Below are 20,035 nucleotides of genomic sequence, written 5' to 3'. Positions count from 1 at the left end.
ACGGAGGCGGACAGCGCGAAGGGCCGCCGGGCACCGGTCCGGCGCGGGGCGGCCCTCGGGGTCGTACGGGTCAGGAGTGGGGGCGCAGCGTCCAGACCACGGTCATCTCACCGGTCACGGCGCCGTCCGCGCGCCGGATCTCCACGGTCACCGGGAATTCGGGACGCTCGCCCGCGTCGAGTTCGGCGACGACCTCGGCGGCGGGGCGGCCGAGGACGGCGGTCGCGGTGACCTCGCCCATGGCCAGCTTCTTGTAGCCGATCTCGGCGCTGACCGCGAGCGGCACGGCCCGGGAGAGCTGGTCGCCGAAGGCGGCGATGACGATGGCTCCGCTCGCCGACTCGGCCAGCGTGAACATCGCTCCGGCGTGCGGTCCGCCGACGTGGTTGTGGTAGTCGGCCTGGTCCGGCATGCGGACCACCGCGCGGTCGGCGGTGGACTCCAGGAATTCGAGGTTGAGGGTCCGGACCATGGGAACCGTCGCGGCGAGCATCTCGCCGGCGGTCATCTGTTCAGCGCTCATGACCGTGATGTTACTCATGGGTAGGCAGCTTTGGCCATGCCTCTCGCGGCAGTCACCGGCCGGGCCGCGCCCGCTCCTTCACCGTTCGCACACGGGGGCGGACGTAGCACGCGGGGCGGGGCCCCTCTATCGTTACTCGCCATGTGGCCAGGACAGCAGCCGCCCGGGGGCGAGCAGAACCCGCAGGACCAGAACCAGAACCCGTACCAGCAGCCGGGGTACCAGCAGCCGAATCCCTATCAGCAGCCGGGATATCAGCAGCAGGGCCAGCAGCCGGGACAGCCGGGTTACGGCTACCCGCAGCAGGGCGGGCAGGGGGGGTACGGACAGCCCAACCCGTACCAGCAGCCGACCGTTCCGCAGTACGCGGTGCCCGGTCCTCCCGGTGACCCCCAGCCGGGCAACGACAAGAAGAAGAAGACGACGGTCATCGCGATCGTCGCCGCGACCGCGGTCGTGGTGGCCGCCGCGGTCACCGGTGTCGTCGTGCTGAACAAGGACGACGACAAGGACGGCAAGAACGTCGCCGACGACAAGAAGACGGCCGCGCCCGCCAAGCCGTCCGGCTCCGCGTCGCCCGAGGACAACCCGCGCGGCGGCGAGGACGCCAAGCCGCAGATCGCGGGCTGGAAGGTCGTGACCAACCCCAAGTGGGGCACCCAGTTCGACGTGCCCGGCGACTGGGAGGTCTCGCCGCCCACCGTGCAGTCCTTCTTCGAGGACGAGAAGAAGAACGACGGTCTGCCGCTCATCGGGTTCAGCGCGCCTGCGGACCTCAAGCAGGAGTGGTGCACCGACGACGCCGACAAGGACGGCACCGAGGACAAGTACAGCCTGGCCGGCACCGGCACCCGGGGCGCGCAGGGCGCCACGGACCCGGACGTGAACGCCCGTAACGAGGCGGGCACCTGGGCCTGGGCCGCGTTCGCGCAGCACATGCCGAAGAAGACCATCAAGATCAGCAAGGCCAAGCAGTACACCACCAAGTCCGGGCTGACCGGGAGCCTGGTCACCGCGACCGCGCCCCACGTCACCAAGCGCTCCAAGTGCAGCAGCGACGGCAAGACGTACGCCTTCACGTTCAAGAACAAGAAGAACGAGTTCGCCTCGTGGGTGCTGTACGCGGCCGCGGGCGTGGACGACGAGCTGCCGAACGCGACGATCGAGAAGATCCTCAGCACCGTGCGCCTGGTGCCCGTCGTCGACCCCGACGGCGATTCCTGACCCCGCTCGGGCAACTCATTTGCGCTACGGGGCGGCGGCCGCGATAGTCCCTGGGTGACCGAAGCAGCCGCCCCCGCCCCCCGCACCACCCGCCCCGTCCCGGCGGGCCGCAACTACCGGCTGCTGACCGCCGCCTCGATCATCACCGCCCTGGGCACCCACGGCGCGCTGATCGCGGCGGCGTTCGCGGTTCTCCAGACGGGCGGCGACGGCGGTGACGTCGGTCTCGTCGCCGCCGCCAGGACGGTGCCCCTGGTGCTGTTCCTGCTCATCGGCGGGGCGATAGCCGACCGGGTGCCGCGCCACCGGGTGATGGTCGCGGCCAACACCCTCAACTGCGTCTCGCAGGGCCTCTTCGCCCTGCTGGTCCTGGCCGGCGACCCGAAGCTGTGGCAGATGATGGTGCTCACCGCGCTCTGCGGCACCGGGCAGGCGTTCTTCAGTCCGGCGGCCGAGGGCATGCTGATGTCGAGCGTCAGCGGCGAACAGGCGAGCCGGGCCTTCGCGCTCTTCCGGATGTCGACGCAGGGCGCCGCGATCGGCGGCGCCGCCCTCGGTGGCGCCATGATCGCGGCGATGGACCCCGGCTGGGTGCTCGCCGTCGACGCGGCGGCCTTCGCGGTCGCGGGAGCCCTGCGCGCCTTCCTCGACGTCAGCCACATCCCGGCCCGTGAGCCCGGGGGCGGGCTGCTCGCGGACCTGCGGGACGGCTGGAAGGAGTTCACGGGCCGCCCGTGGCTCTGGTCCATCGTCGCCCAGTTCTCCGTGGTGGTCGCCGCCGTCGGGGCCGCCGAGGCGGTCTACGGGCCGCTGGTCGCCCGCGACGAGCTGGGCGGCGCCCGGCCCTGGGGCTTCGCGCTCGCCGCGTTCGGCGTCGGCAACCTCGCGGGGGCGCTGCTCATGATGCGGTGGAAGCCGCGCCGGCTGCTGCTGGCCGGGACGCTCTGCGTCTTCCCGCTGGCCCTGCCGTCGGCGGGGCTCGCCGTGCCGCTGTCGGCGAGTTGGCTCTGCCTGGTGATGTTCGTCAGCGGTACGGCGATCGAGGTGTTCGGCGTCTCCTGGATGACGGCCATGCACCAGGAGATCCCGGAGGAGAAGCTGTCGCGCGTCTGCGCCTACGACTGGTTCGGCTCGGTGGCCATGGTGCCGGTCGCCACCGCCCTCGCCGGACCGGTCGAGTCCCTGGTCGGGCGCTCCGAGGCGCTGTGGGGGTGCGCGGGCCTGGTCGTGCTCGTCACGGGTCTCGTGCTGTTCGTTCCGGACGTACGCAATCTGACCCGCCGGACCGAGACGGTCGAGGTGGCCGCCGCCCCGCTCCTGCCACCCACCTCAGCCGACGCCGAAGGCGCCGTCGGGCGGCTCGGGTGAGCCCACCGCGTCCTCGTCCCCGACCGGCCGGGCCCCGTTGAAGAACGCGGCCAGCGACGCGCCGTGCTCCACCCGCGCCGGGAAGGCGTCCGCCGCGCACCTGCGGGCCAGCGCCGCCGTGTCGAACGGCGCCCGGGAGGCGACCAGGACCACGTTTCCGAAGCGGCGGCCGCGCAGCACGCCCGGTTCCGCGATCAGCGCCAGCTCACCGAAGACCGCCGCGAAGGTGGCCAGCTGCGAGCGCAGGAAGCCGAACGGCGGCCCGTCGGCCAGGTTCGCGGCGTAGACCCCGTCGGGGCGCAGCGCCCGCGCCGCCGCCCCGGCGTACGGGACCGAAGTGAGGTGGGCGGGGACCCGGGACCCGCCGAAGACGTCCGCGATCAGCAGATCCACCGAGCCGGGCGGGGTCTCCTCCAGCCGGGCGCGGGCGTCCGCCGCGTGCACGGTGATGCCGGAGTCCGCGGGCAGCGGCAGGTGCTCCGCGACGAGGCCGAGCAGCCCGCGGTCCGCGTCCGCCACCTCCTGCCGGGAGCCGGGGCGGGTGGCCGCGACATAGCGGGGCAGGGTCAGGCCGCCGCCGCCCAGGTGCAGGACGTCCAGCGGCTCGCCCGGGTCCGCGGCGCAGTCCACGACGTGGCCGAGGCGACGGGCGTACTCGAACTCCAGGTGCTCGGGCGCGTCGAGGTCGACGTAGGACTGCGGGGCGCCGTCGACCGTGAGCAGCCAGGCCCTGTCCCGGTCCACGTCCGGGAGGAGGCGTGCGGTGCCGTGGTCCACGTCCCGGATGACGGGTATCGACTCGTTCACCGTCCCATTGTGAGGGCTCCCGTCGGACGGGCCCGCCCGGGTGGTGAAGGCTCCCGGCGGACCTGCCCGCCCGGGCCGACGGCGGACGGACCTGCCCGCCCGGGCCGGCGGCGGACGGGCCCGCCTTCCCCGGGTCGGGGAAGGCGGGCCCCGGGGCCCGTCCGGCTCAGAGCAGTTCCGTGACCGTCCCCGCGCCGACCGTGCGGCCGCCCTCGCGGATCGCGAAGCCGAGGCCCGGCTCCAGCGGGACGTCCCGGCCCAGCTCGACGGTCATGGTGACCGTGTCGCCGGGTCGCGCGACCGCCGCCTCGCCGAGGTCCACGTCGCCGACCACGTCGGCCGTGCGGATGTAGAACTGCGGCCGGTACCCGGTGGTGACCGGGGTGGTGCGGCCGCCCTCGCGCCCCGACAGGACGTACACCCGCGCGGTGAAGCGCCGGCTCGGGGTGACGCTGCCCGGCGCCGCGACGACGTGGCCGCGGCGCACCCGGTCGCGCTCGACGCCGCGCAGGAGCACCGCGACGTTGTCGCCGGCCTCGGCGGACTCCATCGGCTTGCCGAAAGTCTCCAGGCCGGTGACGACCGTCTCGATGTCCGGGCCGAGCACCGCCACCCGGTCGCCGACGCGCACCGTGCCGCGCTCCACGGCGCCGGTGACGACCGTGCCCCGGCCGGTGATGGTCAGGACGTTCTCCACCGGCAGCAGGAACGGCGCGTCGGTGTAGCGCACCGGCATCGGCACATAGGTGTCGACGGCGTCGAGCAGCGCCTCCACGGCCCCCGTCCAGCGTGGGTCGCCCTCCAGCGCGCGGAGCCCCGACACCCGTACGACGGGCACCGTGTCGCCGCCGTAGCCGTGCGCGGACAGCAGCTCGCGCACCTCCAGCTCGACCAGGTCGGTCAGCTCGGGGTCACCGGCGTCCGCCTTGTTGAGCGCGACCACGATGTGGTCGACGCCCACCTGGCGGGCGAGCAGCACGTGCTCGGCGGTCTGCGGCATGATCCCGTCGACCGCGGAGACGACGAGGATCGCCCCGTCGAGCTGGGCGGCCCCGGTGACCATGTTCTTGATGTAGTCGGCGTGGCCGGGCATGTCGATGTGCGCGTAGTGCCGGGTGCCGGTCTCGTACTCGACATGCGCGATGTTGATGGTGATGCCGCGCTGCGCCTCCTCGGGCGCGCGGTCGATGCGGTCGAAGGGGACGAAGGTGCCGGTGCCGCGGTCGCTGAGCACCTTGGTGATGGCGGCGGTCAGGGTCGTCTTGCCGTGGTCGACGTGGCCCATGGTGCCGATGTTGAGGTGCGGCTTGGTGCGCACGTATGCCGTCTTGGGCATGGGTTCATTCCTTGGGATGCGAAGCGTGACGTGAGGACCCCGGGGCCCGGCCGACCCTCCCCTCGCGGGGTCCGCCGGACAGTCGGGGGAGGGTCAGCTTCGGGCGCCGCCGAGGGGCGCTGCGGCAGCGGTGACCGCTGCGGCGCCACCTGCTGCGAGTGCGGACACGGCAGCCTTCGGCGCGTCCGCGACTGCGGACGGCGCTGCGAGGAAGGCGTACCGGAACATGCGCCGATCATCTCCGAGGGGCCGCCCGCCCGTCGAGCGAATTACGGCGGGCGGTACGGGGATTGGGCGCGGGTCGCCGGGGCGGGCGGCGGAGGCACATTACGGCGATCACACACCTTTGTCGGTTACTCTCCCCGAATGCTCGACGTCGTCCCCGACACCCGGCCCGCCCCCGGCCTCGCCGTGCGCTGCACGCGGGTGCTGCTGTCACCGTGGTCCCGGCTCTCGCTGCTGGTCGCCGTGCTGGTGGCCGCCGCGACGGCCATGCTGCTGCTGGACCCGCAGCGGCTGCTGACCTCCGGGAGACTCGGGGAGCTGGGCGGCGGCTCGACGGCGGTGGTGCTCTTCGGACTCGCGTACGGCGTCTGCACGGTGGCGTTCGTGCCGCGTCCGCTGCTGAATCTCGCCGCGGGCGCCCTGTTCGGGGCGCAGGCGGGGCTCGTGGCGGCGCTCGGCGGCACGGTGCTGGGCGCGGGGGTCTCCTTCATGCTCGTCCGGGTCCTGGGCCAGGACGCCTTGCGGACCCTGGTGCGGGGGCGCTGGCTGCGGGCGGCGGACGGGCAGCTGAGCCGGCACGGCTTCCGCTCGATGCTGGCGCTGCGGCTCTTCCCCGGGGTGCCGTTCGCCGCCGCCAATTACTGCGCGGCCGTCTCGCGCATGGGCTGTCCGCCGTTCCTGGTGGCGACGGCCCTGGGCTCGATCCCGAACACCGCCGCCTACGTGGTGGCGGGCAGCGAGGCGTCGTCGCCGACCTCGCCCGCCTTCCTGGCGGCGATGGGCTTCATCGTGCTGACGGGCGCCGGAGCGGCCGTGGTCGCCTGGCGCCGTCGCCACCGCCTGGGCGGCTGAGCACGGCGACGGGGCGGGGCGCGCGGGGGTTGTCGCCGGGCGTTCACCCGGGGGCGATACGCTGCCCGCGACCGACAGACGAGACAGGGCCCGGCCGGGCCCTGTTCTCGCGTGACCGCACACCGCACGCCGCCCGCGCCCGACGCGGGGGGCCGGCGCACGAGTACCCCGGGATGGCCCAAGCCCCATGAGCTGGTTCGAATCGTTCGTCCTCGGCCTCGTCCAGGGACTGACCGAGTTCCTGCCGATCTCCTCCAGCGCGCATCTGCGGCTCACCGCGGCGTTCGCCGACTGGCAGGACCCGGGCGCGGCCTTCACCGCGATCACCCAGATCGGCACGGAGGCCGCGGTCCTCATCTACTTCCGCAAGGACATCGCGCGGATCGTCTCGGCGTGGTTCAGGTCGCTGACGGACCGTTCGATGCGTGGCGACCACGACGCCAAGATGGGGTGGCTGGTCATCGTCGGCTCCATCCCGATCGGCGTGCTGGGCCTGGCGTTCCAGGACCAGATCGAGGGCCCGTTCCGCGATCTGCGGCTGATCGCCACCACCCTGATCGTGATGGGCATCGTGCTCGGCGTCGCGGACCGGATGGCCGCCCGCGACGAGAAGGGCGGCAGGCACCGGGCCGGCAGGCAGCGCAAGACCCTGCGCGAACTGGGCGTCAAGGACGGCCTGATCTACGGCTGCTGCCAGGCGATGGCCCTCGTCCCCGGCGTCTCGCGGTCCGGCGCCACGATCAGCGGCGGTCTGCTGATGGGTTACACCCGGGAGGCGGCGGCGCGTTACTCGTTCCTGCTGGCGGTCCCGGCGGTGCTCGCCTCGGGCGTCTTCGAGCTGAAGGACGCGGGCGAGGGGCACGTCGCATGGGGGCCGACGCTCTTCGCGACGGTCATCGCGTTCGGCGTGGGGTACGCGGTCATCGCGTGGTTCATGAAGTTCATCACGACGAAGAGCTTCATGCCGTTCGTGATCTACCGGATCGTCCTGGGCGTGCTGCTGTTCGTCCTCGTCGGCGCCGGTGCGCTGTCCCCGCACGCGGGTGAGTCCGCGGGCTGATGTGCGTACGGTGCCGCCCCCGGCCGCGACCGGGGGCGGCGCACCGCGTCAGATCTCCGCGTCCCCGGGGCCCTCGGCGCCGAACTGCTCGGCGCGCAGGGCGAGGTCCTGGAGCACGTCCGCCGAGGTGACGTCCGTCTGCCCGGAGTCGTGGACCTGGGCGAGCATGGCGAACGCCAGGGTGAACGCGCCGACGAGCTGTTCCACCGCACCGCCGACCTCACGTCCGACGACGACCACCACGTCCTCGACGGTGGCGTCCTCCGGGATGGCGATCCGGGGCATGGTCTCGTTGAGTAGGGCGGTCACGACGGTCGAGTCGGTGTCGGCGTCCTCGCGGTCCGGGTTCTCCTCCAGCAGCCGGCGCATCTCCCCCGCTTCGGTGAGGATGCCGACCACACGCTTCACCACTTCGCTCTGCTCCATACCGCGAGCATAGGCGCAGCCGGACCGGCCCCGAGGGACAACGACGGGCGAGGTCACGCCGTGCCGGGGCCCGGACGGCCGCCTCCGCCTCGGCACCGGTGCCCGTGCCGCCGTAGCGTACGAAGCAGGTCCGGCCGGCGGAGAGGAACCCATGAGCGACACCGAGCTTCCCGTGATCGCGGCGGTCGACGGCTCCTCGCACAGCTGGGACGCGCTGGACTGGGCGGCCCGGGAGGCGGTCGTACGGAACTGGCCGCTGCTCGTCGTGCATGTCCGGCAGCTGGCCCGGCGCACCGACCAGGAGGTGCAGGAGCGCGAGGCGGGCGAGCTGCTTGCCTCGGCCGTGCGCCGCGTCGCGCAGGCCGCTCCGGGGCTGCGGCCCACGACGCTCGCACCGCTCGACTTCCCGTCGGCGGCGCTGGTCTCGCTGAGCCGGGACGCCTCGCTGCTGGTGCTCGGCTCGCGGGGGCTCGGCGGGTTCCGGTCCCTGATGCTGGGGTCCAACAGCCTGGCGACGGCGTCCATGGCGAAGTGCCCCGTGGTGATCGTGCACGGCGGCCGTGACGACGAGGAGCAGGACGGTGAGGGCGCGGGCGAGGTCTTCCCCGACATCGTCGCCGGGGTGGCCGCCGACGAGAGCAGCGAAGGGGTGCTGGACTTCGCCTTCGAGACGGCGGCGGCGCACCCGGGCGCCCGGCTGCGGATCGTGCACGGCTGGACGATGTTCTCGTCGATGCTGTCGGGCGGCCCGGTCTTCGACCGGGAAGCGGCGGCGGACGCGGCCGAGCGGTCGCTGGCCGAGGTCACCGCCGGCTGGCGGGCCCGCTATCCGCAGGTCGAGGTCATGAAGGAGCCGGTCAACGGCTCCGCGACACGCACGCTGGTCACCGCGTCCGCGACGGCGTCGCTGACCGTCGTCGGGAGGCGGAGCGGCGGTGAGTCGCTGGGCCTCGGCCTGTCGCCGGTGGCGCACACGACGCTCACGCACGCGATGGGCCCGGTGGCCGTGGTCCCCTGCTGACGGACGGGCCGCGTCCGCTGCCGCACACTGGGCAGAAGATCGGGACCGGCCGGGGGACGGACCCGCCGGCGGGCGGGGCGAGGAGGTGCGGCATGGGTGCGTGGACCGGGTGGCGCGAGCGGGGCGCGCGCGTGCTGGACCGGACCCCGGGGCGCGCGGCCGCCGCTCTGGTGGCCGGTGCGCTGCCGGCCCTGGCCTTCCCCGCGCCCTCGCTCTGGTGGTTCGCCTACGTCTGCCTGGTCCCGCTGCTGTTGCTGGTCCGGTCCGCCGGGACCGGGCGCGCGGCGGCGCGGGACGCGTGGCTGGGCGGCACGGGTTACATGGTCGCCGTGCACCACTGGCTGATGCCGAGCCTGCATGTGTTCATCGTGATCCTCGCGGCGCTGCTGGGTCTGCTGTGGGCGCCGTGGGGGCTGCTGGTGCACCGGCTGCTGCGGGGCCCGGTGAGCGGGCGGGCGGCGGTCGCGGCGGTGGTCGTGGTCCCGTGCGGCTGGCTGATGATCGAGCTGGTGCGGTCCTGGGAGGCGCTGGGCGGGCCGTGGGGGCTGCTGGGGGCGAGCCAGTGGCAGGTGGTACCGGCGCTCCGGCTGGCCTCGGTGGGCGGGGTGTGGCTGGTGAGCCTGCTGGTGGTGGCGGTGAACACGGCGGTCACCGTGCTGCTGGTGCACTCCGCCGCCCGGGCCGCGGCCGCCGTGTCGCTCCTGGTGGGGGCGCTGGTGGCCGGTGCGGCCTGGGCGTGGGCGCCGCAGCCCGAGCGGACGGGCACGGCCAGGGTGGCGGTCGTGCAGCCCGGGGTCGTGGAGGGTCCGGGGAGCATTGGGCGGAGGTTGGCCCTCAGCGAGGAGCTGACGCGGTCGCTCGCCGGCAGGGGCGTCGACCTGGTGGTGTGGGGCGAGAGCAGTGTCGGGGTCGACCCGGCCCGGCGGCCGGAGGTCGCGGCCCGGCTCGCGGCGCTGTCGCGGACGGTGGGCGCGGACGTCCTGGTGAACGTGGACGCCCGGCAGACCGACGCGGCGGGGCGTACGGGGATCTTCAAGAGCGCCGTGCTGGTCGGACCGGACGGGCTCACCGGGGACCGGTACGACAAGATGCGGCTGGTGCCGTTCGGTGAGTACATCCCGGCCCGGTCGGCGCTCGGCTGGGCGACCTCGATGGGCCGGGCGGCGGGCGAGGACCGGCTGCGCGGCACGAGCCCGGTCACGATGCGGGTGCCCGGCGCCGACGGACTGCGCATCGGCCCGCTGGTCTGCTTCGAGTCCGCTTTCCCCGACATGAGCCGGCGTCTGGTCCGGGACGGGGCGGGACTCCTGGTCGCCCAGTCCTCCACCTCGTCCTTCCAGCACGGCTGGGCGCCGGGCCAGCACGCCTCGCTCGGCGCGCTGCGGGCCGCGGAGAGCGGCCGTCCGATGGTGCACGCGACGCTCACGGGCGTGAGCGCGGTGTACGGCCCCGGGGGCGAGCCCGTCGGGCCCCGCCTCGGCACGGGGACCAGCGGCACCGCCGTCTACGGGGTGCCACTGGCCCGGGGCACGACGCTCTACGTGCGCCTGGGCGACTGGCCGGTGTACGGGGCGCTGGGGGTGCTGGCCGTCTTCTGTGCGGCGGAGGGCGTACGAGGGGTGCGCGCCCGGAGGCGTACGCGGCCGGTGAAGACCGCGACGCAGAGTCTTTAGGCCGCGTCCAGCTCCCGCAGGACGCGCTCGCACAGCTCATGGGTCTCCAGGGCGTCCCGGGCGCTCGGCGTGCGGCCCTCGTGTACGGCGTCCAGGAAGGCCAGGACGGCCTGCTCGATGCCGCGCTGACGGGCCACCGGGACCCAGTCGCCGCGCCGTCGCACGCTCGGCTGGCCCTTGTGGTCGATGACCTCCGCGAGGTTGAGCACCTCGCGCTTGGAGTCCTGGCCGGAGACTTCGAGCCGTTCCTCGGTCGAACCGCTGAGCCGGTTCATCGCTCCGATCGCGGTGAAGCCGTCGCCGGAGAGCTGCAGCACCACGTGGTGCAGCAGACCGTCCACGAGCCGGCCGCTGACCACCGTGCGCTCGACGGGGCCGGGCGCCAGGAAGCGCAGGGTGTCCACGACGTGGATGAAGTCGTCGTACACCATGGTCCGGGGCTCCTCGGGGAGCCCGACGCGGTTCTTCTGGAGGAGGATCAGCTCGCGCGGGTGCTCCGCGCACTGGGCGTAGCCCGGGGCCAGCCGGCGGTTGAAGCCGACGGCGAGGCCGGTGGAGCGCGCCTCGGCGAGCTCGACCAGGCGGGTGGACTCCTCGAGCGTGTACGCGAGCGGCTTGTCGACGTACGTGGGGACGCCCGCGTCGAGCAGCCGGCCCACGATCTCGGGATGGGCGGCGGTCGAGGCGTGCACGAACGCGGCGTCGAGCCCCTGGGCGAGCAGCGGGCCGAGGTCCTGGTGGCACCGGTCCGCCGGGATGCGATGGGCGGCGGCGACCTCGTCCAGGGTGGCCCGGGTGCGGGTCTGGAGGTGCAGTTCGATGCCCGGCAGGGTGCCGAGCACCGGCAGGTACGCCTTCCGCGCGATGTCCCCGAGCCCGATGCAGCCGACCTTCACAGGGTGTTCCTCTCGCTGGTCAGCGCCGTGTGCCGGGCGCCTCCTCCGTCGTCCCGGCAGCATACGTGGCGCCCGGGGGCCGCCAGTCGGCGATCCCGTCGAAGGTGCGCAGGACGAGACCGGGGCCGAGGCGGGAGACCGTGGACATGAGGAAGTCGCGTGCGGCGACGGCCGGGGCACTGCTGAGGCTCATGAGCCTCGACACCTGGTCGGCCTTGCGGACGACGGCGGCGGTACGCGGCAGCCGGTCGGCGGTGTACGCGGCGAGTCCGGCGCCCAGGTCCCGGCCGGGGGCCACGTGGCGGGCGAGGACGATGCCGTCCTCGATGGCCTGGTTGCCGCCCTGGCCGAGGGTGGGGGCCATGGCGTGGGCGGAGTCCCCGAGCAGCACGGTGCGGCCCCGGTGGAAGGCGGGGAGGGGGTCGGCCATCCGGTACACGTCGTTGCGGAGGACCTTCTCGGGTGCGGTGGCGGCGATGATTTCGGGGACCGGGTCGTGCCAGTCGCCGAAGCGGCGCAGGAGTTCGGCCTTCTCGTCGTCGGCCGCGCGCCCCCCGGCGGGGGCGGTCGCCGCCGCGTACGCGTAGATCCGGCCGTCCTTGAGCGGCTGGGTGCCCCACAGCGCGCCGCGCCCCCAGGTCTCGTGCGGCGGGAAGGGGCGGTCCGGGGCGGGGACGACGACGCGCCAGGTGGTGAAGCCCGCGTAGGAGGGACCGGGGGCGTCCGGGAAGAGGACGCTGCGGACACCGGAGTGGATGCCGTCGGCGCCGACGACGAGTTCGGCCTCGATCGCCCCGGCCGGCGTGGCGACGACGGCGGGGGCGCCGCCCGCGGTGCCGGGGTCGGTCAGGCGGGCCGGGCAGCCGGTGCGGAGGGCGGAGGCGGGGAGCCGGGCGGCGATGCGGTCGATGAGGACGGAGCGGTGCACGAGGACCAGGGGGCCGCCGAACCGTTCGGCCGCGGCCGAGGCGTCGGTGCGCGAGAGCCAGCGGCCGGACGGCGCGCGCATCCCGCCCTCGCCCTGCCAGGCGGCCAGGGACCTGATCTCGTCGCCGAGGCCGACGACGTCGAGCGCGCGCTGGGCGTTGGGGGCGAGCCCGATGCCGGCGCCGACGGGCTCCAGGGAGTCGGCGCGTTCCAGCACGCTGACCCGCCAGCCGGACCGGTGCAGGGCGAGGGCGGCGGTGAGTCCGCCGATCCCGCTGCCGATGACGACCGCACGGCGCTTGTCCATGACGTTCCCTCCGGTCCGAGAAGCGCGGCAACTACATCTGTAGTGCCACGGTCCAACGTACTACAGCTGTAGTCGCGACGGTAGGTTGGCCCCATGACCGCACGCCCCACCGGCTCCGACCGGGCCGAACTGATCGCCGACGCCGCGCTCGCCCTCCTCGCGGAGCGCGGCATGCGGGGGCTGACGCACCGGGCGGTGGACGAGCGGGCCGGGCTGCCCCAGGGCTCGACGTCCAACCACGCCCGGACCCGGCAGGCCCTGCTGGAGGCGGCTGTGCGACGGCTGGCGGAGCGCGAGGGACGGGTCCTGGCGCCCGGCGGGCTCGGGACGGGCACGGACACCAGCGAGCTGGTCGCGGGTCTCGCCCGAGCGCTGCACCGCTATCTGACACACCACCCGGAGCTGCTGGTCTGCCGGTACGAACTGGCGCTGGAGGCCACCCGCCGCCCCGAGCTGCGGGAGTTCTTCGACGCGACGGGCATGCAGTTCCGCGCCCCGCTGGTGGCGCTGATGACGGCGGCCGGGTCGCCGGCACCGGAACGGCACACGCTGTCCCTGGTGGCCTGGTGCGAGGGGCTGATGTTCTCGTGCGCGGCCGGCTCCTACCACCGCGACGAGCCGAGTGAGGCGGAGCTGCGGACGGGCTTCGGCGAGCTGCTGCGCGGGATGCTGGGTCCCTGACGCGTTGTTTCCGAGGCGCCGTGCTGACCGGCGTCACTCGTGCGGGCGGATCGGGGGCGACGGCGGCCCGGACCGGTCACCGGCCCCGCAGAGTTGATCACGTGCAACGAACGAGTACCGCCGTGAAACTCCTGGTCGGCCTCACGGTCGCGGCCCTGTCCGGGTGCGTGTCCGTCCAGCCGCGTCCGGCCGCCCCGCCGCGCCCGGGGGTCAGCCGGCCGGCCCATGACCTGGCCCCGCAGACCGCCGGGCCGCCGGTCCACGACACGCTGGAGGCCGTACCGAAGGCGAAGCCGTCCCGCGCGGTCTCGCCGTCCGCCACGCACGAGCCGTCGCCGGGGCGCCCGGCCGCGCGGCCCGCCGGACCCCGGTTGCCGCTGCCGCGGCGGCCCGCGCCCGCCCCGGACCTGCCGCTGCCGCGCCGGATCGCCCCGCCCGCCCCCGTCCCCGCTCTGCCCGCACCCGGCGGCGGGTCCGGGGTGTGCGATCTCGGCCGGGGCTACGGCCACTGGCCCGCGGGCAGCCCGCAGTCCCGGATCTGCGACCACACCTACGGGCGGTGAGGCGGCGGCGCTCCGAAGGCACCGGTCACCACTCGCGCAGCCGCCGCTCCAGCCGGCCGATCGCCGCCCGGACGCCGCCCCCGTATCCGTCGTCCGTGCCGTCGTCGGCCAGCACCGCCGAGGCTGCCCGGGCCCGCTCCAGGTGGTCCCGGGCCGCCCCCGGGCGCTGGAGCTTCATGTAGTCCGCGGCGAGGTTGAGGTGCAGCGACGGATAGAAGGCGCGCATCGCGAGCGCGTCCCGCTCCCCGGCCGCTCCCTCGTCGACCAGGGCACGGGCGGCGGTCAGCGCGCGCAGATCCCAGGCCAGCTCGTCGGCCGGGTCGTCCTGCGTATCGGCCATGTAGTGCGCCAGGGTGCACCGGTGCAGGGCGTCGCCCCCGTCGCCGATCTCGGACCAGAGCACGGTGAAGCGGTTGCGGGCCTCCTCCCGGTCGCCTCCGTGCAGCAGCATGACCGCCTGGCCGATCCTGGTCATGAAGACGTCCTCCGACGCCTCCCGCTGCTCCGTCACCAAGGCCTCCTCGCACCCACCCGCCCGAACCCGGCGGTCCGGCTTCCGACGCTAGCCCTCGGAACGGGCGGACGCGTGGAGGCTCAAGGGCGCTCAGCCCAGGTCGGGGATGCGCCAGTCGATGGGCTGGTGGCCCTGCTGGGCGACGGCCTCGTTTATCTGGGTGAAGGGGCGGGAGCCGAAGAACTTCTTCGCGGACAGCGGCGAGGGGTGGGCGCCCTTCACCACCACGTGGCGCTCGGTGTCGATCAGGGGGAGCTTCTTCTGCGCGTAATTGCCCCAGAGGACGAAGACCGCCGGGTCGGGGCGGGCGGCGACGGCCCGGATCACGGCGTCGGTGACCTTCTCCCAGCCCTTGCCCTTGTGCGAGTTGGCCTCGCCCGCACGGACGGTGAGCACCGCGTTGAGCAGCAGGACGCCCTGCTCGGCCCACGGCATCAGATAGCCGTTGTCCGGGACGGGCAGGCCCAGCTCCTCCTTCATCTCCTTGTAGATGTTGCGCAGCGAGGGCGGGGTCTTCACGCCGGGCCGCACCGAGAAGCAGAGGCCGTGCCCCTGGCCCTCGCCGTGGTAGGGGTCCTGGCCGAGGACGAGGACCTTCACCTGGTCGTACGGGGTCGCTTCGAGGGCCGCGAACACCTGCTCCCGGGGAGGGTAGACCGGTCCGGCGGAGCGCTCCTCCTCGACGAACTCGGTGAGCTCCTTGAAGTACGGCTTCTGCAGCTCCTCGCCGAGGACGCCGCGCCAGGACTCGGGCAGCAGGTCGGTGTCGGTCACGTGAAACAACCTCCGGTAAGCAATCCGTTCTTGCTCCCAGAACCTACCGGGCGCCACTGACAGCGCGGTCCGGGCGGGCCACCGGGGCCCGCCCGCGCGGTGTCACCAACTGGCCTTGCGGTACAGCTCCCACATCTGCATGACGGTCTGCGGGTCCAGGGCGCGCTCGCCGCCGCCGATGTCCTCGCCCTCCGCCACGTACAGCTTGCCCTGCCACAGCGGCAGCAGCCGCACGTCGTCCACCAGGATCTTCTGGGCCCGCTCGAACTCCTTGGCGACCGCGCCCCGGTCGCTCTGCCGGCGGGACTGGGGCAGCAGCTGCTTGGTGATCTCGTCCTTCACGTACGGCATGCCCGTCACGCTGTTCTTGCCCACGAAGGGGGCGATGAAGTTGTCCGGGTCCGGGAAGTCGGGGAACCAGCCGCGTCCGAAGACCGGGTACTCCCCCTTGGTGAAGCCCTCCTGGAAGGTCTTCCACGGCCGGTGCTTCAGGGTGATACGGAAGAGCCCGGACTCCTCCAGCTGGCGCTTCAGTTCACCGAACTCGGGCTCGGTCGATGAGCCGTAGCGGTCGGTGGTGTACCAGAAGGTCATGGGGACGGGCGTGGTGATGTGCGCGTCGGCCAGGATCTGGCGGGCCTTGTCCTTGCTGGGGTTGCCGAAGGTGTCGAAGAAGCTGGTGGTGTGCGTGGCGATGCCCTTGGGGACCATCGAGTACAGCGGTTCGGCCGTGCCCCGGTAGACCTTGGCGACGAGCGCGTCCCGGTCGACCAGCTGGGCTATCGCCCGCCGGACGGCCGGTTTCCCGGCGGCGGGGTCATTCGGGTTGAACACCAGGAAGCGGATGTCGGCGCCGGTGGACTCCACGATCTGGAGGTCGCCGCCCTGCCCGTTGCTGTTGCTCCTGCTGTCCTCGATGCTGACGACGTCCTCGGCGGACAGACCGCGGTAGGTGGCGTCGATCTCGTTGTCCCGCAGCGCCTTCACCATGGCGCCCGACTCCTTGAAGTACCGGATGGTCACGGCGTCGTTCTTGCGGTCGGCGAAGCCCTTGTAGTCGGGGTTCTTCACCAGTTCGGAGCGGTCGCCCTGCTTGTAGGAGTCCAGCAGGTAGGGGCCGGAACCGATGACCTTGCCGTCGTCGCGGATCTTGTGCTTCGCGTACGCGCTCGGCGCGACCAGGGACATGGCCGGGGTTGCGAGGACGAACGGGAAGGTGGCGTCGGGCTTCTTCAGGTTGAAGATGACGACGTCGTCGCCCTTGGTCTCGACCCGGTCGAGCGAGCCGAGCATGCCGACGGGTCCGCCCTTGACCCCGATCTCCGAGATCCGGTCGATGGAGTACTTCACGGCCGCGGCGTCCAGCTTGTCGCCGTTGGAGAACTTCAGCCCCTTGCGGAGCGTGCACCGGTAGGCGGTGCTGGTGCGGTCGGTGAACCTGCACTCCTCGGCCGCGTCCGGCTCGGGCTTCGTACTGCCGGTGGGGAAGCTCACCAGGGTCTGGAAGACGTTGCGCATCAGCTCCCAGGAACCGTCCCACGCCGCCGCCGGGTCGAGGGTCGAGGGCTCACTGGTCGTCCCGACCGCGAGCTTCTGGTCCACCTCCGAGCCACCGCCGGGCAACAGCCCGCAGCCGGCCAGCAAGGACAGGGACGCAAGGGCTGCAGCGGCTTGCAGACTGGCCCGGTAGAACACGTGCACGCTCCTCGATCAGCCATGGGTCGGCAGACCATACCGCAGCGCCCCACCGGGTCAATCCGCAGGTCCGGCGGGGCACTTGAGGCAATCGGGGCCATATCGGCCCAGGCCGGATCAGCCGACTCCGGCATTCAGGAAAATGCCCCCGTCGACCACCAGGGTCTGGCCCGTGATCCACGCGGACTGGTCGGAGGTCAGGAAGGCGGCGGCCCCGCCGATGTCCTCCGGGACCCCGAGCCTGCCGAGCGGGTAGGCGGCCGCGGCCTCCTCCTCGCGGCCCTCGTAGAGCGCCTGGGCGAAACGGGTCTTGACGACCGCCGGCGCGATCGTGTTGACCCGGACCACCGGCGCGAACTCGTGCGCCAGCTGGAGGGTCAGGTTGACCATGGCCGCCTTGCTCATCCCGTAGGCGCCGATGAACGGCGAGGCGGAGACACCGGCGACCGAGGCGATGTTGACGATCGCCCCGCCGTTCTCCTTCTGCCACGCCTTCCAGGTCTGCTGGGCGAAGCCGAGCGCCGAGACCACGTTGGTCTCGAAGACCTTGCGGGCGACGTTCAGGTCGAGCTCCGCGATGGGCCCGAAGACCGGGTTGGTGCCCGCGTTGTTGACCAGGAAGTCGACCCGGCCGAACGCCTCCATGGCGCGGGCGACGGCCACCTCCTGGTGCGCCTCGTCGTGCGCCTTGCCCGCGACGCCGATGACCCGGTCGGCGCCGAGCGTCTCGACGGCCTCCTTCAGGGCGTCCTCGTTGCGTCCGGTGATGCACACCCGGTCGCCGCGCTCCACGAGCGCCTGCGCGATGCCGTAGCCGATGCCCCGGCTCGCGCCGGTGATCAGCGCGACCTTGCCGCTGTCCTGCACAGTCATGGTGTCCGCAGCCCTTCGCGTCAGTTGAGCGGTCCGCCGGCCACGTACATGACCTGGCCGGAGACGAAGCCCGCGGCGTCGCCCGTGAAGAAGGCGATGGCGTTGGCGATGTCGTCGGGGACGCCGACGCGCTGGACCGGGATCTGCGTCGCGGCGGCCGCCTGGAACTCCTCGAAGCCCATGCCGACGCGGGCCGCGGTCTGCGCGGTCATCTCGGTGACGATGAAGCCGGGCGCGACGGCGTTGGCGGTGATGCCGAACTTGCCGAGCTCCTTGGCGAGCGTCTTGGTGAAGCCCTGGAGACCGGCCTTGACCGCCGAGTAGTTGGCCTGGCCGCGGTTGCCGAGGGCCGAGGAGGAGGACAGCGAGACGATACGGCCGAACTTGGCGTCCACCATGTGCTTCTGGACGGCCTTGGCCATCAGGAACGCGCCCTTGAGGTGCACGTTCATCACGGTGTCCCAGTCGGACTCGCTCATCTTGAAGAGCAGGTTGTCGCGGAGCACGCCCGCGTTGTTGACGAGGATGGTCGGGGCGCCGAGCTCGGCGGCGACCCGCGCGACGGCGGCCTCCACCTGGGCACTGTCCGACACGTCGCAGCCGACGGCGAGGGCCTTGCCCCCGGCGGCCGTGATCTTCTCGACGGTGTCCTTGCAGGCCGCCTCGTCGAGGTCGAGTACGGCGACGGCGCGGCCCTCGGCCGCCAGACGTACCGCGGTGGCGGCACCGATGCCCCGGGCCGCTCCCGTCACGATGGCTACGCGCTGCTCGCTGGTCGACATGCTTGGCTCTCCTCGCCCTTGGATAGCGGCTCAGCGGACGTCGGGGGCTCCGGAGAGAAACCGCCCGATGACTGAGCAACCGCTTAGTACCTTCAGCAGACGAGACGCTAGAAGCCCTGGCACCCGGTGTCAACGGGCCACGGGCGCAGCGGTGCATGTCACACTCCGCCGGGCCGCTGTCACCCGGGGGGCGGACGGCGGCCCGGATCGCGGATCAGCGCACCAGCAGGTCGAGCAGCCGCTCCACCTCGGCCTCGGGATCGGCGGTGAGGCCGCTGTGCACGGGCCCGGGCTGTACGACGGTGGAGCGCGGCGCGATCAGCCAGCGGAAGCGCCTGCCCGCGTCGTCGCCGGCGGCCTGGCCCGCGTCCGTACCGCCGCGGCAGACGCCCTCGACGGCGTGCAGCGCGGCCCGGACCCCGGCCACGTCGGCGCAGGGGTCGAGCGCCTTCAGCTTGGCCTCGTCCAGCTCGGTGCGGGCGGCCACGAAGCCCTTGGCGCGGCAGTAGACGACCACCCCGGCGTTGAAGCACTCCCCGCGCTGGACGCGGGGGACGACGCGCAGCAGCGCGTACTCGAAGACATCGCGCCCGCTCATGCCCGGCCGCCCTTCTCGCCGGTCCTGGCGTGGGTGGTCGGGTCGAGGCGTTCGGTGATCCAGCCCGGGGCCTGGGACGGCTTGTCGGGGGTGGGCGCGTCCATGACGATCCGCTCGTGGATGGTGGCCGCGCGGGCGGCCAGGGCGTCCACGTACGCCTGCCGCAGCTCGTCCGTCGAGCCGAAGCCCGGTTCGTCCACCAGCCACTCGTCGGGGACGTCGGCGGCGGCCTCGGCGAGCAGCTCGGGCGTCACCAGCGGGGCGAGCTCGGCGGCGGCCGACGCGATGTCGGGCCGGAAGGGGGCGAGGGCGTGGTCGGAGGCGTTGTACGGCTTGGCGGCGGACGCCTGGGCGCCGGGCCAGTTGTGGTGCCAGATCATGGTGGCGCCGTGGTCGATGAGCCAGAGGTCGCCGTGCCAGACGAGCATGTTCGGGTTGCGCCAGGACCGGTCGACGTTGTTGATCAGCGCGTCGAACCAGACGACCCGCCCGGCCTCGCGCGGGTCGACCTCGTATGCGAGCGCGTCGAAGCCGAGGGAGCCGGGGAGGAAGTCCATCCCGAAGTTCAGGCCGCCGCTGGCCTTCAGGAGTTCCTGCACCTCCTGGTCGGGCTCGGCGAGCCCGATGACCGGGTCGAGCTGGATCTGCACGAGCTCGGGCACCCGCAGCCCGAGGCGCCGCCCGAGCTGCCCGCAGATCACCTCCGCGACGAGGGTCTTGCGGCCCTGCCCGGCTCCGGTGAACTTCATGACGTACGTGCCGAGGTCGTCGGCCTCGACGATCCCGGGGAGCGACCCGCCTTCACGCAGCGGCGTGACGTAGCGGGTCGCTACAACCTCTTGCAACACTTTCCCAGGCCACCCATCTCTTCTGCCCGAGCGGACCGTCGAGGGCGCCGCGTCGCTTGCTG

20 protein-coding genes and 1 pseudogene are annotated in these 20,035 nt (G+C 73.1%); 8 read left to right on the top strand and 13 right to left on the bottom strand.

Going from position 1 to position 20,035, the window contains the following annotated elements; genetic code table 11:
* Positions 1–70: 70 nt before the first annotated feature.
* Positions 71–508: a DUF4442 domain-containing protein gene (locus ACFZAT_RS22510; RefSeq protein WP_391266614.1), complete on the bottom strand. Its 438-nt coding sequence runs from the start codon at positions 506–508 to the stop codon at positions 71–73.
* 156 nt (positions 509–664) lie between these two features.
* Here ACFZAT_RS22510 and ACFZAT_RS22505 point away from each other — a divergent pair, with 156 nt between their 5' ends.
* Both ACFZAT_RS22505 and ACFZAT_RS22500 read left to right on the top strand, forming a co-directional pair.
* Positions 665–1,747, top strand: a complete 1,083-nt coding sequence (locus ACFZAT_RS22505; protein ID WP_391266238.1) for a hypothetical protein — start codon at positions 665–667, stop codon at positions 1,745–1,747.
* A gap of 54 nt (positions 1,748–1,801) precedes the next feature.
* Positions 1,802–3,115 carry an MFS transporter gene (locus ACFZAT_RS22500; RefSeq protein ID WP_391266237.1) on the top strand — a complete coding sequence of 438 codons (1,314 nt, stop codon included), beginning with the start codon at positions 1,802–1,804 and terminating at the stop codon, positions 3,113–3,115.
* Here the strand turns inward: ACFZAT_RS22500 and ACFZAT_RS22495 are convergent.
* Together ACFZAT_RS22495 and tuf are read right to left on the bottom strand one after the other, a co-directional pair.
* Positions 3,077–3,922, bottom strand: coding sequence for a fused MFS/spermidine synthase (locus ACFZAT_RS22495; RefSeq protein WP_391266236.1), 846 nt, complete (start codon positions 3,920–3,922; stop codon positions 3,077–3,079). The two genes, ACFZAT_RS22500 and ACFZAT_RS22495, sit on opposite strands and share 39 nt — an antisense overlap.
* 166 nt (positions 3,923–4,088) lie before the next feature.
* On the bottom strand, positions 4,089–5,258 hold the full coding sequence (tuf, locus tag ACFZAT_RS22490) for an elongation factor Tu (RefSeq protein WP_391266235.1): 1,170 nt from the start codon (positions 5,256–5,258) through the stop codon (positions 4,089–4,091).
* Positions 5,259–5,624: 366 nt separating this feature from the next.
* Here tuf and ACFZAT_RS22485 point away from each other — a divergent pair, with 366 nt between their 5' ends.
* A complete protein-coding gene (locus ACFZAT_RS22485) occupies positions 5,625–6,335 on the top strand; it encodes a VTT domain-containing protein (RefSeq protein WP_391266234.1) in 711 nt (236 codons plus the stop codon).
* Positions 6,336–6,522: 187 nt separating this feature from the next.
* Entirely contained in the window at positions 6,523–7,395 is an 873-nt protein-coding gene (locus ACFZAT_RS22480; protein WP_391266233.1) for an undecaprenyl-diphosphate phosphatase, read from the top strand.
* A gap of 48 nt (positions 7,396–7,443) precedes the next feature.
* Here the strand turns inward: ACFZAT_RS22480 and ACFZAT_RS22475 are convergent, their stop codons facing one another.
* Entirely contained in the window at positions 7,444–7,821 is a 378-nt protein-coding gene (locus tag ACFZAT_RS22475) for a hypothetical protein (protein ID WP_199879199.1), read from the bottom strand.
* A gap of 151 nt (positions 7,822–7,972) precedes the next feature.
* Here ACFZAT_RS22475 and ACFZAT_RS22470 point away from each other — a divergent pair, with 151 nt between their 5' ends.
* Positions 7,973–8,842 (top strand): universal stress protein, encoded by an 870-nt coding sequence (locus ACFZAT_RS22470; protein WP_391266232.1) that lies wholly within the window; start codon positions 7,973–7,975, stop codon positions 8,840–8,842.
* Positions 8,843–8,934: 92 nt separating this feature from the next.
* Positions 8,935–10,503: pseudogene (gene lnt / locus ACFZAT_RS22465) on the top strand (apolipoprotein N-acyltransferase); the annotation flags it as partial.
* Between the two features lie 8 nt (positions 10,504–10,511).
* On the opposite strand, the gene ACFZAT_RS22460 reads toward lnt, so the two are convergent.
* A complete protein-coding gene (locus ACFZAT_RS22460) occupies positions 10,512–11,411 on the bottom strand; it encodes a Gfo/Idh/MocA family oxidoreductase (protein WP_391266231.1) in 900 nt (299 codons plus the stop codon).
* A 19-nt stretch (positions 11,412–11,430) separates the two neighbouring features.
* Positions 11,431–12,645 (bottom strand): FAD-dependent monooxygenase, encoded by a 1,215-nt coding sequence (locus tag ACFZAT_RS22455; RefSeq protein ID WP_391266227.1) that lies wholly within the window; start codon positions 12,643–12,645, stop codon positions 11,431–11,433.
* Between the two features lie 93 nt (positions 12,646–12,738).
* Here ACFZAT_RS22455 and ACFZAT_RS22450 point away from each other — a divergent pair, with 93 nt between their 5' ends.
* Together ACFZAT_RS22450 and ACFZAT_RS22445 are read left to right on the top strand one after the other, a co-directional pair.
* Positions 12,739–13,326: a TetR family transcriptional regulator gene (locus ACFZAT_RS22450; RefSeq protein ID WP_391266223.1), complete on the top strand. Its 588-nt coding sequence runs from the start codon at positions 12,739–12,741 to the stop codon at positions 13,324–13,326.
* Between the two features lie 122 nt (positions 13,327–13,448).
* On the top strand, positions 13,449–13,889 hold the full coding sequence (locus ACFZAT_RS22445) for a hypothetical protein (protein WP_391266613.1): 441 nt from the start codon (positions 13,449–13,451) through the stop codon (positions 13,887–13,889).
* A 25-nt stretch (positions 13,890–13,914) separates the two neighbouring features.
* Here the strand turns inward: ACFZAT_RS22445 and ACFZAT_RS22440 are convergent, their stop codons facing one another.
* The 7 genes from ACFZAT_RS22440 to ACFZAT_RS22410 form a co-directional block, all read right to left on the bottom strand.
* Complete coding sequence (locus tag ACFZAT_RS22440; protein ID WP_391266221.1) at positions 13,915–14,400, bottom strand: hypothetical protein; 486 nt, start codon at positions 14,398–14,400, stop codon at positions 13,915–13,917.
* A 93-nt stretch (positions 14,401–14,493) separates the two neighbouring features.
* Complete coding sequence (locus ACFZAT_RS22435) at positions 14,494–15,177, bottom strand: uracil-DNA glycosylase (RefSeq protein ID WP_391266220.1); 684 nt, start codon at positions 15,175–15,177, stop codon at positions 14,494–14,496.
* A gap of 102 nt (positions 15,178–15,279) precedes the next feature.
* Positions 15,280–16,872: an ABC transporter substrate-binding protein gene (locus tag ACFZAT_RS22430; protein WP_391266219.1), complete on the bottom strand. Its 1,593-nt coding sequence runs from the start codon at positions 16,870–16,872 to the stop codon at positions 15,280–15,282.
* 117 nt (positions 16,873–16,989) lie between these two features.
* A complete protein-coding gene (locus ACFZAT_RS22425; protein ID WP_391266216.1) occupies positions 16,990–17,745 on the bottom strand; it encodes a glucose 1-dehydrogenase in 756 nt (251 codons plus the stop codon).
* A 20-nt stretch (positions 17,746–17,765) separates the two neighbouring features.
* Positions 17,766–18,527, bottom strand: a complete 762-nt coding sequence (fabG, locus tag ACFZAT_RS22420; protein ID WP_383305048.1) for a 3-oxoacyl-ACP reductase FabG — start codon at positions 18,525–18,527, stop codon at positions 17,766–17,768.
* 214 nt (positions 18,528–18,741) lie between these two features.
* Positions 18,742–19,125: a DUF3037 domain-containing protein gene (locus tag ACFZAT_RS22415; RefSeq protein WP_391266212.1), complete on the bottom strand. Its 384-nt coding sequence runs from the start codon at positions 19,123–19,125 to the stop codon at positions 18,742–18,744.
* On the bottom strand, positions 19,122–19,973 hold the full coding sequence (locus ACFZAT_RS22410; protein WP_391266210.1) for a HipA family kinase: 852 nt from the start codon (positions 19,971–19,973) through the stop codon (positions 19,122–19,124). Before ACFZAT_RS22410 ends, ACFZAT_RS22415 begins: the two co-directional genes overlap by 4 nt.
* Positions 19,974–20,035 lie beyond the last annotated feature (62 nt).

The sequence above is a fragment of the Streptomyces sp. NPDC008163 genome, assembly GCF_042956885.1.
GTDB lineage: Bacteria > Actinomycetota > Actinomycetes > Streptomycetales > Streptomycetaceae > Streptomyces > Streptomyces drozdowiczii_A.
Note: the sequence above shows the minus strand (reverse complement) of the source record. Positions and strands in the feature narration are given on the sequence as shown.

What these genes read in the sequence shown, in the direction of transcription:
- ACFZAT_RS22505 (WP_391266238.1), top strand. Translation starts at nt 665, where the DNA reads ATGTGGCCAGGACAGCAGCCGCCCGGGGGCGAGCAGAACCCGCAGGAC.
- ACFZAT_RS22415 (WP_391266212.1), bottom strand. Translation starts at nt 19,125, where the DNA reads ATGAGCGGGCGCGATGTCTTCGAGTACGCGCTGCTGCGCGTCGTCCCC.
- ACFZAT_RS22480 (WP_391266233.1), top strand. Translation starts at nt 6,523, where the DNA reads ATGAGCTGGTTCGAATCGTTCGTCCTCGGCCTCGTCCAGGGACTGACC.
- ACFZAT_RS22450 (WP_391266223.1), top strand. Translation starts at nt 12,739, where the DNA reads ATGACCGCACGCCCCACCGGCTCCGACCGGGCCGAACTGATCGCCGAC.
- ACFZAT_RS22485 (WP_391266234.1), top strand. Translation starts at nt 5,625, where the DNA reads ATGCTCGACGTCGTCCCCGACACCCGGCCCGCCCCCGGCCTCGCCGTG.
- fabG (WP_383305048.1), bottom strand. Translation starts at nt 18,527, where the DNA reads ATGTCGACCAGCGAGCAGCGCGTAGCCATCGTGACGGGAGCGGCCCGG.
- tuf (WP_391266235.1), bottom strand. Translation starts at nt 5,258, where the DNA reads ATGCCCAAGACGGCATACGTGCGCACCAAGCCGCACCTCAACATCGGC.
- ACFZAT_RS22475 (WP_199879199.1), bottom strand. Translation starts at nt 7,821, where the DNA reads ATGGAGCAGAGCGAAGTGGTGAAGCGTGTGGTCGGCATCCTCACCGAA.
- ACFZAT_RS22455 (WP_391266227.1), bottom strand. Translation starts at nt 12,645, where the DNA reads ATGGACAAGCGCCGTGCGGTCGTCATCGGCAGCGGGATCGGCGGACTC.
- ACFZAT_RS22425 (WP_391266216.1), bottom strand. Translation starts at nt 17,745, where the DNA reads ATGACTGTGCAGGACAGCGGCAAGGTCGCGCTGATCACCGGCGCGAGC.
- ACFZAT_RS22510 (WP_391266614.1), bottom strand. Translation starts at nt 508, where the DNA reads ATGACCGCCGGCGAGATGCTCGCCGCGACGGTTCCCATGGTCCGGACC.
- ACFZAT_RS22470 (WP_391266232.1), top strand. Translation starts at nt 7,973, where the DNA reads ATGAGCGACACCGAGCTTCCCGTGATCGCGGCGGTCGACGGCTCCTCG.